We start from the raw sequence: 15,927 nt of genomic DNA, 5'->3' as shown, positions 1-15,927 counted from the left end.
TTTTTGAAAAAAGAGCCTGCCAATTTTAGCAGGCTCTTTGTTTAACTTATAAATTTAAATCTTCCAGAATAGTTTTCATCTCTTCGATAACAATTCTAACATCTTCTTCATTCGTTCTCCAGTTTACAAATGAAGCCCTGATTCCTTTTTTGTTTTGATAAACGGTCAGCGTCATGAATACTTTTCCGGCATCATTTAGTTTAGTTAAAAACTCGCCCACTTTATCCTGATTCTCTTCATCTTTCAAAGTAAAACATACATTATTTAGTCTAATTGGTGCTAAAAGTTCAAATCTTCCGTCATCAACAAGTGCATTGGCAAAATGAAGCGCCAGCAAAGTACTTTTTTCAATTATATCACAAAAACCTTCTTTTCCGTAGGCAATTAAAGAAAACCAAACTGGCAAAGCTCTTAATCGTCGTGAATTCTCAGGAACTACATTCAAATAATTAAAGTTTTCCAAAGGATTCCCTAAATAGGGAGCATTTGAATTCTGAAACGTTTCTATTTGAAGATTGATATGTTGTTTTTTAATTAAATAAAAAGCGCTTTCATAAGGCACATTCAGCCATTTATGACAGTCAATCGTAATACTGTCTGCTCCGTCCCAACCTTTTACAAAATGTTTGTGTTTTTCTGAAACCGCAGCAAATCCTCCGAAAGCGCCGTCAATATGCCACCAGAAGTTGTATTTTTCCTTTAGTTTAGAAATGGCTTCAAAATCATCAAAATCCGCTGTGTTTACGGTTCCGGCACTTGAAATTAAAATAAAAGGTTTTCCGTTTAAAGATTTTATTTTTTCTTCTAAATCAGCAATATCCAGAGCTTCACGATTACCTTCAATTGTTTTTACAACCGTATAATTCTGGCTTCCAATCCCTAACATCGATAATGATTTAATGGAAGAAGAATGCGGTGTAGCTGTTAAAATATTAATAGTTTCTGATATTCCATTTTTAGCAAAATCTTTTCCAAGCTGTTTTCCAAACCATTGCCTGGCAACTCCTAAAGTCGTAAAATTTGACATTGTTGCGCCCGTTACAAATCCGCCTAAAAAGGAATCCGGAAGTTCTAATAACTGAAGCAATAAGTTTATAGTTTCAAATTCTATTAATGCCGCATTTCCTCCCTGAGAATTAATCGATTGTGTATTTTGATCATAAACCGATGCCAGCCAATCACCCACAATAGAAGCCGGAGTTGATCCGCCGGTTACAAATCCCCAATAACGCGGACCTGGAGACGAAACTAATAAGGGTGCTAATCTTTCATTAAACTCTTTTAAAGCTCCTATGGAACCCAAACCCAATTCATTCAGATCGCGTTTTGGGTCAATTCTATTTTTGTTTGAAGTTGGAATATTCTCAAGATTATTAAGAAAATTGATTCCTTGTTGTTTTGCTTTTTCTAAGATATTTTCGAAATCGTTTAGATCGTGTTGCAGTATTGAATTCATATTTACATAAGTTATTTGATCAGCGTCATTGTCAGGCTGAGCGAAGTCGAAGCCTTTACATGCGAGATAAAGTTATTTTTAAGAATTATTTTTGAAAGGAAAATTTTTATACCGAAGCTACCACTTGGTTTTTTCGGAGAATCTCGAAACCATCATAGAACAGATGACATCGCCATTTGCATTTAGTAAAGTAGCGATTGGATCAACAAGAGTTCCTAAAATCATAGCAACTGGAAGCGCTTGTTCCATAGGAAAACCATAAACGGTAATCGCCAAAATTTCGCCAATATAACCTCCGTTTGGAATTCCTCCTTCGACTATTGAAACTATTACAGTAATTCCTAAAGCCAAAAGAATGGTCATAGGATCTGTAAAATCTTTACCAAACATGGCGAATAAAAAGGTTATTTTTAAAATGGATGACATACTCGAACCGTCTTTGTGCAAAGGCGCACCAAGCGGAATTACCAGATTTCGAACATGTGCCGGAATTCCCATTTTTTGTGCAGCATCAAGATTGGCAGGAATGGTCGCAATACTACTGCAAGTTCCCACTGCGGTTAAAGATGGTGTGATATTATTGCTCCAAAAAACTTTAAAAGCTCTTTTCCCGCCTGCTACAAGTGCATACAAACTAAAAAAGACAAAGAAATAAAAGACACAGGCTGCGTAATAAACTGCCATAGGTTTTGCGTAAACACCAAACAACTGCGGTCCGAAAATACCAACCTGATAAGCAAAATAAGCCCCTAAACCAATTGGTGCAAATTTCATTATAATGTTCAAAAGCTGTTTCATTACTTCATTCCCGGAATCAAGAAAACTCTTGAAAGCATTTCCTTTTTCTCCCGATTGTAATGTTGCAAAGCCAATTAAAAATGAGAAAATAATCAAAGCCAGCATACTTTTTCGCGATAACAATTCGAAGAAATCATTTGCCGTGACGAGTTTTGCAATTTGATCTCCAGCTGATCCTGATTCTACATTTTCAAACGGAACTTTTGCTATAGCAATATCCTCATGAATTGGAAAAAGATAAACAGCGCAAATCATGACAATTGCAGAAATCAGAATTGTAGCGAGAAAAACTAATAACATTATAACAAACAGTTTTCCTAGTTTCTCAGTTCTTTCCAAATTAGCAATCGAAGAACCAATTGTAAAAAAAATGAGTGGAATAATGGCTGTAAAAAGTAAATTCAGGAATATATCACCAAGAGGTTTTATGATCAAAACATCTTCTCCAAACACCAATCCAAAAATACTTCCCATTATAATGCCGCCAAGAAGCAAAAGTATACTGCTATAATTCTGTAAAAAATTGATTTTTTTAACTTCCATAAAATTTTAAGGATTATAATTCAGAAAGATTAAACAATAAAGTAATGAAAGTACTCAAAAAAGGATTGCAAAAATTGATTGGTTATTTTTTTTGCCACAGATTATATGGATTAAAATGATTTTCTAATCTGTGCTAATCTTTATAATCTGTGGCAAAAAACTTTTATTTTTCCAGAACAATCGTTGTAAAAGCTCTATCAACCAATTCTCCTGTTTTGCTTTTTACTTTTTCGGTCTGTGTTTCGGTATAAACAATTTTAAAATCCGATTTTTTGATTAATTCCTGCGCTTTTTCTGTACTGTACAATTCAAATTCGAATTGTGTAAAAGGCAGTTTTTTCATGAAATCTTCTTCGGCAAATGTTAAACAGAAATTACCATTTGGTTTTAAAACTCTGTAGATTTCTGAAAGTAAATCTTCGGGCTTCTGCCAGAAATAAATAGTATTTACTGTGAAAATTTTATCGAATAATTCCTCTTCAAACGGAATTGTATTTCCATCATAAAGCGAAAAGAAAGCTTGTTTTTGAGAAACAAAATTTCGATTGATCTGGCGTGCTTCCTGAAACATTAGTTCGGACATTTCCAGTCCGTAATATTTTAGTTTTTCAGCTTGTTCAAACAAAAATTCAACGTGACCTGCATTTCCATGGCCTAATTCCAGAATTCTGTTTTCGCTTGCTATATTTAGGTTTTGAATCGAATGACGTGTCATATTGATGTTCGTTTCGTTCATCATATTGCCCACTTCGATTCCTTTTTCTCCCGATGGATTTTTTAATTGAGAGGCTATGGCTTGTAGTTCTTCTTGTTTCATGATTGTAAAAATTAAATTCCAACATTTTAAATTCCAAATTCCAAGCTTCATTTGTCATTCCGAAGAACGTGGAATCACACTCGTATATCTACAAAGATTAGACGACATACTTTGCGGAATTTCTAGTGTGATTCCACGTTCTTCGGAATGACAAACTGCATGCAGATTAAAAAACCTGACTCGCGATCTGACGAATATTCTCAGATTTTCCCATTGAATAATAATGCAAAAACGGAACTCCCGCAGCTTTTAATTCTAATGACTGCTGAATTGCCCATTCGATTCCGACTTGTTTGATTTCAGCGTTATTCTTGCATTTGTCAACTGCATCGATTAAATCTTCAGGCAAATCGATTCTGAAAATCTGCGGTAAAACTTGTAAATGTCTTTGAACAGCAATTGGCTTAATTCCAGGAATAATCGGAATCGTAATGCCCATTTCTCTTGCTTTTGCTACAAAGGCAAAATATTTTGAGTTGTCAAAAAACATTTGTGTTACCACATAATCTGCTCCTGCATCCACTTTTTCTTTTAATCTTTTTAAATCTGATTGTAAAGATGGTGATTCTAAATGTTTTTCAGGATAACCTGCAACGCCAATACAAAAGTCCGCTTTATTGTCGATATCCATCACTTCATGCAGATATTTTCCGCAGTTTAGATCGTTGATTTGGCGAACTAAATCAATAGCATAATGATTACCGCCCGCTTTAGGCACAAAAGATTGTTCGTCTTTCATCGCATCGCCTCGAAGCGCCATAACATTGTTGATTCCTAAATACTGACAATCAACCAGCATATATTCTGTTTCTTCCTGAGTAAATCCGCCGCAAAGTAAATGCGGAACGGTATCTACATTGTATTTATGTTTTATAGAAGCACAAATTCCAAGCGTTCCAGGACGCATACGAGTCAGTTTTTTATCCAGAAGTCCGTTACTTCGTTCAATATAAATGTATTCTTCGCGAGAGGTTGTTACATCAATAAACGGTGGTTTAAACTCCATTAACGGATCGATATTATCGTACAATTCCTGAATGCTTTTCCCCTTTTGAGGCGGAATAATTTCAAATGAGAATAATGTTTTTCCTTTGGCGTTTTCTATATGCTCTGTTACTTTCATTCTTTTTTAGTTGATAGTTTTTGGTTGATGGTTGATGGTTCTTATTGAACTCAACAATTACAACTTCAACTACATTAATTTTTTATAATAGTTAATAAAACCGTTTAATAACTTTTTACAGGTTTGAATTTGTGCCAACACAATATTAAATATACTCTCATCAATATATTTTTGATCCAATGCTAAATAAAATTGTGTTTCTAATTCATATAATGATCCTCGTGAAATATGAAGAAAGTGTATTGTGTCTTTTGATGTTTGTCGTCCACAGCCCTCTGCAATATTTGATGGTATTGAAACTGCAGCTCTTCTCATTTGATTAGTCAATCCAAACAATTCTTCTTTTGGGAAGAGTTTAGAAGAATCATATAGCAAATTCACCAATTTTCTCGCTTCCATCCAAACTTCCAATTTACTGTATTCCATTTTTATTAGTTGTTTGTTGATGGTTGACAGTTGTTGGTTCTTCTATAGTAATCTATCAACCAAAAACCATCAACTATTCTAGTCTGCTATATTAGGATTCAACCATTTCATGGCGTAATCAGTTGGAACATTACGACGTTTGGCGTAATCTACTACCTGATCTTCTTTTATTTTTCCGAGTCCGAAATACCTACTTTTTGGATTTCCGAAATAATATCCTGAAACCGATGAAGCCGGCCACATCGCCATACTCTCTGTCAGGGTAACTCCAATTTCTTCAGCCACATTTAAAAGCTTCCAAATCGTTGGCTTTTCCAAGTGATCTGGACAAGCCGGATAACCTGGCGCCGGACGAATTCCTTTATAATTTTCTTTAATCAATTCTTCGTTGGTTAATGATTCTTCTGAATCGTAACCCCAGAAATCTTTACGTACTCTCTCGTGAAGATATTCGGCGAAAGCCTCAGCAAAACGATCGGCAAGCGCTTTCACCATAATCGAATTGTAGTCGTCTAAATTCTTTTCATATTCCGCTGCCCATTCGTCAACACCAAAACCTGTGGTTACACAGAAAGCTCCCATATAATCGGTTATTCCGCTTTCCTTTGGCAGAATAAAATCAGCTAAAGCAATATTTGGTGCTCCTTTTGTTTTTTGTGACTGCTGACGAAGTGTTAAGAATTTCTCTAATACTTTTCCGTTTTCATCACGCAATTCAATATCGTCATCATCAACCTGATTCGCAGGGAAAATTCCGAAAATACCTTTTGCTTTTAGTTTTTTCTCTTCTAAAATTACTTTCAGCATCGCCTGAGCATCAGCAAAAACAGAAGTTGCTTGTTCACCCACAACCTCATCCGTTAAAATTGCCGGATATTTTCCGTACAATTCCCACGTTTGAAAAAATGGTGTCCAGTCGATATACGGAACCAAAACATCCAGTTCTATTTCTATGGTTTGTGCGCCAATTACTTTTGGTTTAGTCGGAGTATATTCAGACCAATCCAATGGTAATTTATTTTTGCGGGCATCTTCAATTGTCAGGAAATTTTTATCTCTTGAACGATTTAAAAATGTTTCTCTAAAAGAATCATATTCTGCACGAATATCGCTTGCATATATTTTTCGGTTATGATCTAACAGATTTCCTGCAACGGTAACGGCTCTCGAGGCATCGTTTACATGAATTACAGTTTCTCTATATTGAGGCGCAATTTTCACGGCAGTATGCGCACGCGAAGTGGTTGCCCCGCCAATCATAATCGGGATTTTAATATTTTGCTTATCCAATTCTTTGGCCAAATACACCATTTCGTCAAGCGAAGGTGTGATCAATCCGCTTAGACCAATGATATCTACATTATGTTCAATCGCCGCCGCAATGATTTTCTCTGGAGGAACCATTACACCTAAGTCTACAATCTCGTAATTATTACAAGCCAAAACTACCGAAACGATGTTTTTACCAATATCATGAACGTCACCTTTTACAGTTGCCATTAAGATTTTTCCGTTTCCTTGTTTGTCTCCGGCTTGTTTGCTGGCTTCAATATAAGGCAATAAATAAGCAACCGCTTTTTTCATTACACGAGCCGATTTAACCACCTGAGGCAGGAACATTTTTCCGCTTCCAAATAAATCTCCAACCACATTCATTCCCGTCATCAAATTGATTTCGATAACCTCAATTGGTTTTGTTGCAGCTAAACGTGCTTCTTCAACATCTTCTTCAATAAAAGCGTCAATTCCTTTTACTAATGAATGCGTAATACGTTCCTGAACCGTTCCAAAACGCCATTCCTGAACGGCTTTTTCATCACTTTTTACTTCCCCTTTTACATTTTCAGCAAAGTCCAGAAGTCTTTCAGTAGCATCGTCGCGTCTGTTCAGAATTACATCTTCAACATGTTCTAATAAATCTTTCGGAATATCATCGTAAATCGTCAACATTTCTGGATTTACGATTCCCATCGTCATTCCGTCTTTGATTGCATGATATAAAAATACTGAGTGCATCGCTTCACGAACCGTATCGTTTCCTCTAAAAGAGAACGAAACGTTACTCACTCCACCGCTGATATGCGCGTGAGGTAAGTTTTCACGAACCCATTTTGTCCCTCTAAAAAAGTCCAAAGCATTCAAGCGATGTTCTTCCATTCCCGTTGCAACTGGGAAAATATTCAAATCGAAAATAATATCCTGCGGAGGAAAACCCACTTTGTTCACTAAAATATCATACGAACGCTGACAAATCTCCACTCTACGATCGTAATTATCGGCCTGACCAACTTCATCAAAAGCCATGATAATTGCCGCCGCTCCATAACGCTTAATTAATTTAGCATGATGAATAAAGGCTTCTTCTCCTTCTTTTAAAGAAATTGAGTTTACAACGCTTTTTCCTTGTACTACTTTTAGACCTGCTTCGATAATTTCCCATTTCGAACTGTCGATCATAATCGGCACTCTCGAAATGTCTGGTTCTGCAGCAATTAAGTTTAGAAATTTAGTCATGGCATTTACTCCATCCAGCATTCCTTCATCCATATTAATATCGATGATCTGTGCTCCACCTTCTACCTGCTGTCTTGCAATATCAAGCGCCTCGTCATATTTCTCTTCCTTGATTAATCTTAGGAATTTTCTTGAACCTGTTACATTCGTACGCTCGCCAACATTCACGAAAACACTTTCCGGCGTAATAATTAACGGTTCTAATCCTGATAATACAAGGTCTCTTCTTTTTTCTGTCATTTTCTTTTTCAGTTACTAAGATCCTGAGATTCTAAGGTTCTAAGTTTTTTATTCTTTTGCTTTCCTGCAAGGTTTTTAAAACCTTGTAGGTATATTCGTTTTCAATATTTTATTTTGGGCGTGTCCCTCCGGGCCGGGCTATCCACTTTTAGTCCTCGCTCTTCCTTCGTCAGGCTGTGGGCTAACCGCTTCTATCCCTCACGCAAACTTGGTTTCAAAACAACTTTATGATATTTTACTTTCCATGCATCATATAAAGGACTTTACCATTTTTGGCTGAAATTTTAATATCAAACACACCACCAAAACCAATACTATTAAAAGTACCTTCAATATGCCAAATAGAATCATTTTCTATTGTTACCTTGTAAGGTCTTTGATCTTCTATTTGATCTTTACCATATGATTCAAATAAAATTGGTTCTGCTATTCCAACTGCTGTTTCTTCTTTTGTAACTAAACAATCTTCACATTTAATACTTTTCTGAAAAACTGTATTAGTTGTATAATTACAACTTATAAACATCAAACTAATCAGAAACAAAATCTTCTTCATATTTATTGAAAAACTCATCATGAGTTATGCAATAACTGGCGCAACTCTCGGCTTATAATCCTTCGCAACCTCAGCCATTAATCGAATATGATCTGGTGTTGTTCCGCAACAACCGCCAATGATATTAATCAAATTATCGTCTAAATATTCTTTAATGAAAGCTTGAGTTTGTTCTGGTGTTTCATCATATTGTCCGAAAGCGTTTGGTAATCCTGCATTTGGATGTGCCGAAACATTAAATTGTGTGTGTTGCGCTAATGTTTTTAAATACGGTTTCAGCAAATCGGCTCCAAGGGCGCAATTGAATCCCACGCTTAATAACGGAATATGCGAAACTGAAATCAAAAACGCTTCAACTGTCTGCCCAGAAAGTGTTCTTCCTGAAGCATCTGTAATCGTTCCTGAAACCATAATCGGAATATCGATGTTGCGTTCTTCTTTTACTTCTTCGATTGCAAAAAGTGCGGCTTTTGCGTTTAATGTATCGAAGATTGTTTCTACTAAAAGTAAATCACAGCCACCGTCCATTAATGCTTCCGCTTGTTGTTTGTAAGCAATTCGTAAATCGTCAAATGTTACGGCTCTGTAACCTGGATCGTTTACGTCTGGTGACATACTTGCTGTACGGTTTGTTGGTCCAATTGAACCCGCTACAAAACGAGGTTTCTCTGGATTTTTTGCTGTAAACTCATCGGCTACTTGTCTTGCGATTTTTGCCGATTCATAGTTTAACTCGTAAACCAAATCTTCCATATGATAATCGGCCATACCGATTGTCGTTCCTGAGAAGGTATTGGTTTCTACGATGTCAGCACCAGCTTCATAATAAGCAGCATGAACATCTCGAATCGCTTGTGGTTGTGTTAGGGATAGTAAATCGTTGTTTCCTTTTAACGGATGTGGAAAATCTTTGAAACGCTCTCCTCTGAAATCTTCTTCGGAGAAATTATAGCGCTGCAACATTGTTCCCATTGCTCCGTCAAGGATTAGGATATTTTTTTTAATTGCTTCTTGAATTGTTATTGCCATCTTGTATTTGCCGCTAAGGCGCTAAGGCACAAAGCTTTTTTTATTTTTAATTTTGAAGGTTCTATTTAAACCCGACAGGTTTTTAAAACATGTCGGGTTTAACCTTCGATATTTTTTCACATTAATTCCAAAAGTGCACTATTACCGGCTCATTAGCCCCGATGGAAGCAAATATCCTTTTATTCTGGGGTTCAGAATAAAAGATATTTGTGTACAGCGGGAACTGTTGACTGCAAAAATGCGCCAATGATTCGCTCCTGATACAGAATATGTTTCAGTAAATATTGTATGTTGTCTGGAAAAGTTTTGAGAAATACGAGTATGTATTTGTGTTATCTATCTTTAATACTGGAAAATGTCGTATAAAGTAGAATTTAGCACCTTCTTTATGATAAAGGGTTGCTAAGGTTTCATCGGGTCTATCCCTCCGCCTTTCGTGATAACTGACAATAATTTTAAGAACAGTGCAAAGGTATGAAATAGGGTTTCGATTTGCAAATGTTTTTTTTCTAAGGTTCTGAGGTTCTAAGTCGCTAAGATTCTAAGGTTTTAAAATTGAATACTGTTTTTCAAATACAGCCCGTGGTTTCAACCACGGGAAACGTATTGTGATAATTCTTTTCGTATTGTAATCATTTATTGTGTATGGATTGCGTTCCAGTGGTTCAACCACTGTCTATATTTTAAATAAAAGGAGACTATTATTTGTTAAAATAAAAAAGCTCAAACTTTTAGTTTGAACTTTCTATAAAAATCTTAGAAACTTGATATTTCACTTAGTGCTTAGGTTTTTGTTTTGTTCCTCTAAAATTGATAATTGTAATTATATTGAATTCTTTGTCATTGCTGTAAACTAAATAATTGTTTTTGTCTACAATTGCTTTATACAATGACTTATTTTTTTCAGATTTTGGGAATTGATCTGGATTGAGATTGATTTGATTTATTACTTGTTGGATTTTATTTTCTAAATTTAAAATTTCTTTTGCTGTCCATTTGCCTCAAGATAATCAACAACTTTATTAAATCCCTTTACAGCTTGTTTGGTCCATATAAATTTTAATGCCATTTCGAAAATCTTTTCATAACATCTTCGTGGCTTTCAACTTCTCCTTTTTCAGCTTGGTCGAGTCCAATCTGAATTTCAGCTTTCTCTGATTCTGATAATTCATCAAACCAATCATTCTGATTTGCTTTCAAAACCAATTCGAGTTTTTCTAAAACACGCTCATCTTCTACCTTAACCAACTCTTGAATAAACTGATACTTTCTAGCCTCTAAATTCATGATAATCAAAATTTATAATTACAAAGATACGTTTTTTAAGGTTCTGAGATGCTAAGGTTCTAAGGGGCTACGTTTAAAGTTCGACTTTTGTTTTTCAAACATAGCCCGCGGTTTCAACCGCGGGAAACGCGTTTTGATAATTCGTTGTAAATTGCTTATGCGTTGTGTTCATGCATTACGTTCCAGTGGTTGAAACCACTGGCTATGTTTTATTATGTTTTCTAAAAAAGAAAGCCCAAACTAAAAGTTTGAGCTTTATATATAAAAATCTTAGAGTCTTAGTATCTCAGAATCTTAGCAACTTAGACTATCGCCTTCACAACCGCTTTTGGAGCCTCTTTACGTGTTCCGTCGAAACCGTCTACACCAGAAACTGTTGTATATTTCAATACGTATTTTTTACCTGGATTGATGATTCCGTATGCAGCTTGACACATTAAAGTTGCTTCGTGGAAACCACAAAGAATTAACTTTAATTTTCCTGGGTAAGTATTGATATCTCCAATAGCAAAGATTCCCGGAATGTTCGTTTGGTAATCTAATGCATTGTTTACTTTAATGGCATTTTTCTCGATTTCTAATCCCCAATCTCCGATTGGTCCTAATTTTGGTGTTAATCCGAAAAGTGGAATGAAATAGTCACATTCGATTTTACGGTGTGCTCCGTTTTCTTCGATATCTAAAGACTCAACGTGTTCAGCACCATTGATTCCGATAACTTCTGCTGGAGTAACTAATTTGATTTTTCCAGCTGATTTTAATTCCTGTACTTTTTCTACAGAATCTAAAGCGCCTCTAAATTCGTTTCTTCTGTGAATCAAAGTTACTTCTGAAGCTACGTTTGCTAAGAAAATTGACCAGTCTAAGGCTGAATCTCCTCCTCCTGCAATTACAACTCTTTTGTCTCTGAATTTCTCAGGATTTTTGATGAAGTATTTTACTCCTTTATCTTCATAAAACTCGATATCTTCGATAAGTGGTTTACGAGGCTCAAAACTTCCTAAACCACCTGCGATTGCAATAACTGGCGCGTGAAATTTAGTTCCTTTATTTGAAGTTACAATGAAAGATCCGTCTTCTTGTTTATCGATTGTTTCTGCACGTTCTCCCAAAGTAAAACCTGGCTCAAATTGTTTAATTTGCTCCATTAAACCATCAACTAAATCTCCAGCTAAAACTTCTGGAAAACCTGGAATATCATAAATTGGCTTTTTTGGATATAACTCTGATAGTTGTCCCCCTGGTTGTGGAAGTGCATCTAAAATGTGGCATTTTAATTTTAACAATCCTGCCTCGAAAACGGCAAATAAACCTGTTGGGCCTGCTCCAATTATAAGTATATCTGTTTTAATCATTATGTTGTTGTTTATAATCATTCTTAATAACGCAAAGAAACGAATAAATCCTTGTACTTTCAATGATTTTTATCATTTATTTCTTTCCGAAACTTTTTTACTCTTTATTTTTCAATGAATCGGTTATCTCATTCATTCGTTTAACCTTTTCTTCAAAATTGCCTTTAAGCGTTTTTCGATATTCATTCAGATTCTCAACCATTTGATTGATATCTTCTGGAATTACTTCTTCGAAAAACTCACGTAATCTCTTTGCTGTTGTTGGAGATTTTCCGTTTGTCGAAATGGCAATTTTTACATTTCCTTTTGTTACGATTCCGCCTAAATAATAATCACATAAATCTGGCGTATCAGCAATATTGCAAATTAGATAACGCTTTCGTGATAAATCATAAACCTTTTTATTCACTTTCAAATCGTCTGTACAGGCAATTACCATGTGACGTTTTTTGAGCATTTTCTTTTTGAACTTTTTCTCCATCAATTTAACTGAAGGATGTTTTTCGGCTAAAACTTTAATTTCCAAATGGAAATCCGGTGCTACAACCTCAACATTTGCATTCGGACTTGACTTGAGCAAGAAAGAAAGCTTTTCCAGACCTACATTTCCTCCGCCTACAATCAATACATTTAAATTGTGAAGCTTTAGAAATATTGGATATAATTCGTTTTGTTCCATTTTAATTTTTTGTTTCGTCGAAATTAATGAATTCTGACGTTACAATATTCATCAGATTAAAATCCGATTTTATATACCATGCGTTCCCAAGGTTGAAACCTTGGACTATGTTTTCCAATCTTTCGATTCCCTGGATTAAAATCCAGCGCTACAATATGAATCGTTCCTTCGGAACTTTATCTTGAAATTTCTTTTGATAGAAATTCTTCGTAAAATCCTTTTAACTTATTGCTTTCTCTTACAACTTCGCCCAGAACAATAATGGCTGGTGAACCTAATTCTTTTTCTTTTACAATATTTAGAATAGAATTTACTGTTCCAACTCCCACTTTTTCTTCTGCGGTTGTTCCGTTTTGAATGATCGCAACGGGTAAATTTCCTTTGTCTTCTTTTTGAAACAAATCGATGATTTGAGGCAATTTGTGCATTCCCATTAAGATTACTACTGTTGCAGAAGATTGTGCTGCCAAAGCTACGTCTGAAGATAATTTTCTATCAGAAGTTGTTCCTGTAATTGCCCAAAAGCTTTCTGAAACGCCACGTTTTGTAATTGATATTCCCTGACTTGCAGGAACGGCAACTACAGAAGAAATTCCGGGAACTACGATGGTTTCAATTCCGAAGCTTTCTGCAAATTCCACTTCTTCGCTTCCTCTTCCAAAAATAAATGGATCTCCACCTTTTAATCGCACTACGTGTCCGTAAGTTAAAGCATTATCGACAATCAATTGATTGATTTGATCTTGCGTGTAGGCATGATTTCCGATTCTTTTTCCAACAAAAATTCGAATGGCATTTTTTGGTGCGTAATCCAGAATTTCATCATTGGCCAAAGCGTCATATAAAACCACATTAGCTTCAGCCAATGCTTTTACAGCTTTCAGCGTAAGTAAATCAGGATCGCCCGGACCTGCACCGACTAAAGTTATTTTGGGTTTTATATTATGCATTTGCTAATTCCTGTGCTCTGAAAGTTTCGATTTTATCAAAGAAAACTACTGCCTGAGCAATGTAATCTTTAGCGAAAGCTTCTGATGGTTCATTTTTATTGATTTGGTAAACCAAGTCTTTAAAAGTTGAGTTTAATTCGATTTTATTGTTTTCAATAAAAACAGTATCAAATAAGTCAACAATTCCTGCGTGATGGTTTGTTTTTTGGTTTTCTGACAATAACAACGCTTTTGCTCCATTTACAAATCCTGCATAAGCATGATAAATCGCATCTGACCATTTTTGGTTGTCGAAAGATTCCTGAGCCAAGATCAATTTCTCTTTAGCTTCAAACAATAATGTTGCTACTAAATCGATCACAACTCCGGCACATTCTCCAACTCCCACTGCTTTTACATAATTGTCTGCGTTACCCCAATCCACAAAATCTGCTTCTGTTAAATTGGTTACATCTGCATAAGGTTTTAAGATTTCGTAGAAATATTTTTCTCCTTTTGTATCATAATAATCTAGGAATTTTTGTCCGCTTCCGTTAGCGTCAAAATCATTTAAGATGGTACGCAATGCATCAGGACCTCTACGACTAGGCACTTTGATTACTTTATCAGCAAAACGTCCTGCTCCGTTTCCTAATCTTCCTCCGCCCAATAAAACTTGTAAAGCTGGAGCAACCAGTTTTCCTGAGTTGATAGACATTCCCTGGAATCCAATTGCAGACATATTATGTTGTCCGCAGGCATTCATACAGCCTGAAATTTTAATTTCAATTTCGCGATTGTTTAAATACTGAGGATATTCTGCCGTTAAAACTCTTTCTAATTCTTCTGCAATACCGGTACTACTTGCAATCCCCAAATTACAAGTATCAGTACCCGGACATGCCGTAATATCTCCAACTGAATTATATCCTAATTGAACAAAATCTAATTTGGCTAATTCTTGATAAAAGAAAGGTAAATTCTCTTCTTTTATGTGACGTATTACAATATTTTGACGCAATGAAAAACGTAATTCATTTGCTCCGTAATTCTTAATTAAATTAGCTAATAATCGTGCTTTATCAGTATAAAAATCTCCTAATAAAACTTTGATTCCAATGGCATAATAACCGTCTTGTTTTTGTTTGATTACATTCGAATTTTTCCAAGCTTCATAAGCCTCTGTATCTTCAATTGTAACTTGCGGAACTTCTAATAATGGCTCTGGAATTGGACCGTCAAAAGCTGTTGTATCAATTTCGTATGTTTCAAAAGCAATGGCTTTTTTCTCTTGTTCAACCAAATCAAGGAAAACATCTCTTCCCATTTCTTTGATTAAGAATTTCATACGCGCTTTCATTCTTTTAGCACGTTCACCGTATCTATCAAAAATACGGATGATTCCTTCTGCTGTTGGAATGATTTCGTTAACTGGAACAAATTCTGAAAGCAATTCAGCGTGCGCTGGCTGAGATCCTAAACCTCCTCCGAACATGATTTTGAAACCTTTTTGTCCGTCTTTAATTTTAGGAATAAATCCTAAATCGTGTAAATAACTCAAAGCGGTATCTTCGTCTGAAGATGAGAACGAAATTTTGAATTTACGCCCCATTTCCTGACAAATTGGGTTTCTTAACAAATATTGAAAAAGTCCGTGTGCATAAGGCGAAACATCAAATGGTTCGTTTACGTCAACTCCAGCCAATTCACTTCCTGTAATATTTCTAACGGTGTTTCCACAAGCTTCACGAAGCGTGATATCGTCTTTAGCCAAATCTGCCCAAAGTTCTGGTGTTCGGTCTAAACTCACATAGTGAATCTGGATATCCTGACGTGTTGTAATGTGCAAACGCCCTGTAGAATATTCATCAGAAACTTGTGTGATACGCACTAATTGCTCGCTGGTCACTTTACCATAAGGCAATTTGATACGAATCATCTGAACGCCTTCCTGACGCTGCCCGTAGATTCCACGCGCTAAACGAAGACTACGAAAACGCTCATCATCAATTTTTCCTCCACGGAATAAATGAATCTTTTTTTCTAATTCGATAATCTCTCTCTGAACTACCGGATTTTCTATTTCTGTTCTAAAACTTTCCATTTCTCTTTTGAGTTTTTGGTTGTCGGTTGCTTGTTGTTGGTTGTTGGCTCTAAAAAACCATCAACTATCAA

Annotated in this window: 13 protein-coding genes and 1 riboswitch; all 13 genes read right to left on the bottom strand. The window is 35.7% G+C overall.

The features are described 5' to 3' along the window. Positions 1-46: 46 nt before the first annotated feature. Positions 47-1,456 carry a pyridoxal-dependent decarboxylase gene (locus L1276_RS10120; protein ID WP_253787388.1) on the bottom strand — a complete coding sequence of 470 codons (1,410 nt, stop codon included), beginning with the start codon at positions 1,454-1,456 and terminating at the stop codon, positions 47-49. A gap of 117 nt (positions 1,457-1,573) precedes the next feature. After that, on the bottom strand, positions 1,574-2,797 hold the full coding sequence (locus tag L1276_RS10115; protein WP_253787387.1) for a dicarboxylate/amino acid:cation symporter: 1,224 nt from the start codon (positions 2,795-2,797) through the stop codon (positions 1,574-1,576). 163 nt (positions 2,798-2,960) lie between these two features. Beyond that, positions 2,961-3,614: a class I SAM-dependent methyltransferase gene (locus L1276_RS10110; RefSeq protein WP_253787385.1), complete on the bottom strand. Its 654-nt coding sequence runs from the start codon at positions 3,612-3,614 to the stop codon at positions 2,961-2,963. A gap of 166 nt (positions 3,615-3,780) precedes the next feature. Further along, complete coding sequence (metF, locus tag L1276_RS10105) at positions 3,781-4,737, bottom strand: methylenetetrahydrofolate reductase [NAD(P)H] (RefSeq protein ID WP_253787383.1); 957 nt, start codon at positions 4,735-4,737, stop codon at positions 3,781-3,783. Positions 4,738-4,806: 69 nt separating this feature from the next. Further along, entirely contained in the window at positions 4,807-5,163 is a 357-nt protein-coding gene (locus tag L1276_RS10100; protein WP_253787380.1) for a four helix bundle protein, read from the bottom strand. 78 nt (positions 5,164-5,241) lie between these two features. Then, positions 5,242-7,917 carry a methionine synthase gene (gene metH / locus L1276_RS10095; RefSeq protein WP_253787378.1) on the bottom strand — a complete coding sequence of 892 codons (2,676 nt, stop codon included), beginning with the start codon at positions 7,915-7,917 and terminating at the stop codon, positions 5,242-5,244. Between the two features lie 235 nt (positions 7,918-8,152). Then, positions 8,153-8,473, bottom strand: coding sequence for a YbbC/YhhH family protein (locus tag L1276_RS10090; protein WP_253787376.1), 321 nt, complete (start codon positions 8,471-8,473; stop codon positions 8,153-8,155). Between the two features lie 24 nt (positions 8,474-8,497). Further along, positions 8,498-9,502 carry a homocysteine S-methyltransferase family protein gene (locus tag L1276_RS10085; RefSeq protein ID WP_253787374.1) on the bottom strand — a complete coding sequence of 335 codons (1,005 nt, stop codon included), beginning with the start codon at positions 9,500-9,502 and terminating at the stop codon, positions 8,498-8,500. 329 nt (positions 9,503-9,831) lie between these two features. After that, positions 9,832-9,948: riboswitch (SAM riboswitch) on the bottom strand. A 613-nt stretch (positions 9,949-10,561) separates the two neighbouring features. Then, positions 10,562-10,789 (bottom strand): hypothetical protein, encoded by a 228-nt coding sequence (locus L1276_RS10080; RefSeq protein WP_253787372.1) that lies wholly within the window; start codon positions 10,787-10,789, stop codon positions 10,562-10,564. Positions 10,790-11,091: 302 nt separating this feature from the next. After that, positions 11,092-12,144 carry an NAD(P)/FAD-dependent oxidoreductase gene (locus L1276_RS10075; protein ID WP_035645583.1) on the bottom strand — a complete coding sequence of 351 codons (1,053 nt, stop codon included), beginning with the start codon at positions 12,142-12,144 and terminating at the stop codon, positions 11,092-11,094. A 97-nt stretch (positions 12,145-12,241) separates the two neighbouring features. Then, positions 12,242-12,823, bottom strand: coding sequence for a bifunctional precorrin-2 dehydrogenase/sirohydrochlorin ferrochelatase (locus tag L1276_RS10070; protein ID WP_253787370.1), 582 nt, complete (start codon positions 12,821-12,823; stop codon positions 12,242-12,244). Positions 12,824-12,999: 176 nt separating this feature from the next. Continuing rightward, positions 13,000-13,773 carry a uroporphyrinogen-III C-methyltransferase gene (gene cobA / locus L1276_RS10065; protein WP_253787369.1) on the bottom strand — a complete coding sequence of 258 codons (774 nt, stop codon included), beginning with the start codon at positions 13,771-13,773 and terminating at the stop codon, positions 13,000-13,002. After that, positions 13,766-15,856, bottom strand: a complete 2,091-nt coding sequence (locus L1276_RS10060; RefSeq protein WP_253787367.1) for a HEPN domain-containing protein — start codon at positions 15,854-15,856, stop codon at positions 13,766-13,768. The genes cobA and L1276_RS10060 overlap by 8 nt, the downstream gene beginning before the upstream one ends. Positions 15,857-15,927 lie beyond the last annotated feature (71 nt).

This window comes from Flavobacterium sp. HSC-32F16 (genome assembly GCF_024171645.1).
GTDB lineage: Bacteria > Bacteroidota > Bacteroidia > Flavobacteriales > Flavobacteriaceae > Flavobacterium.
Note: the sequence above shows the minus strand (reverse complement) of the source record. Positions and strands in the feature narration are given on the sequence as shown.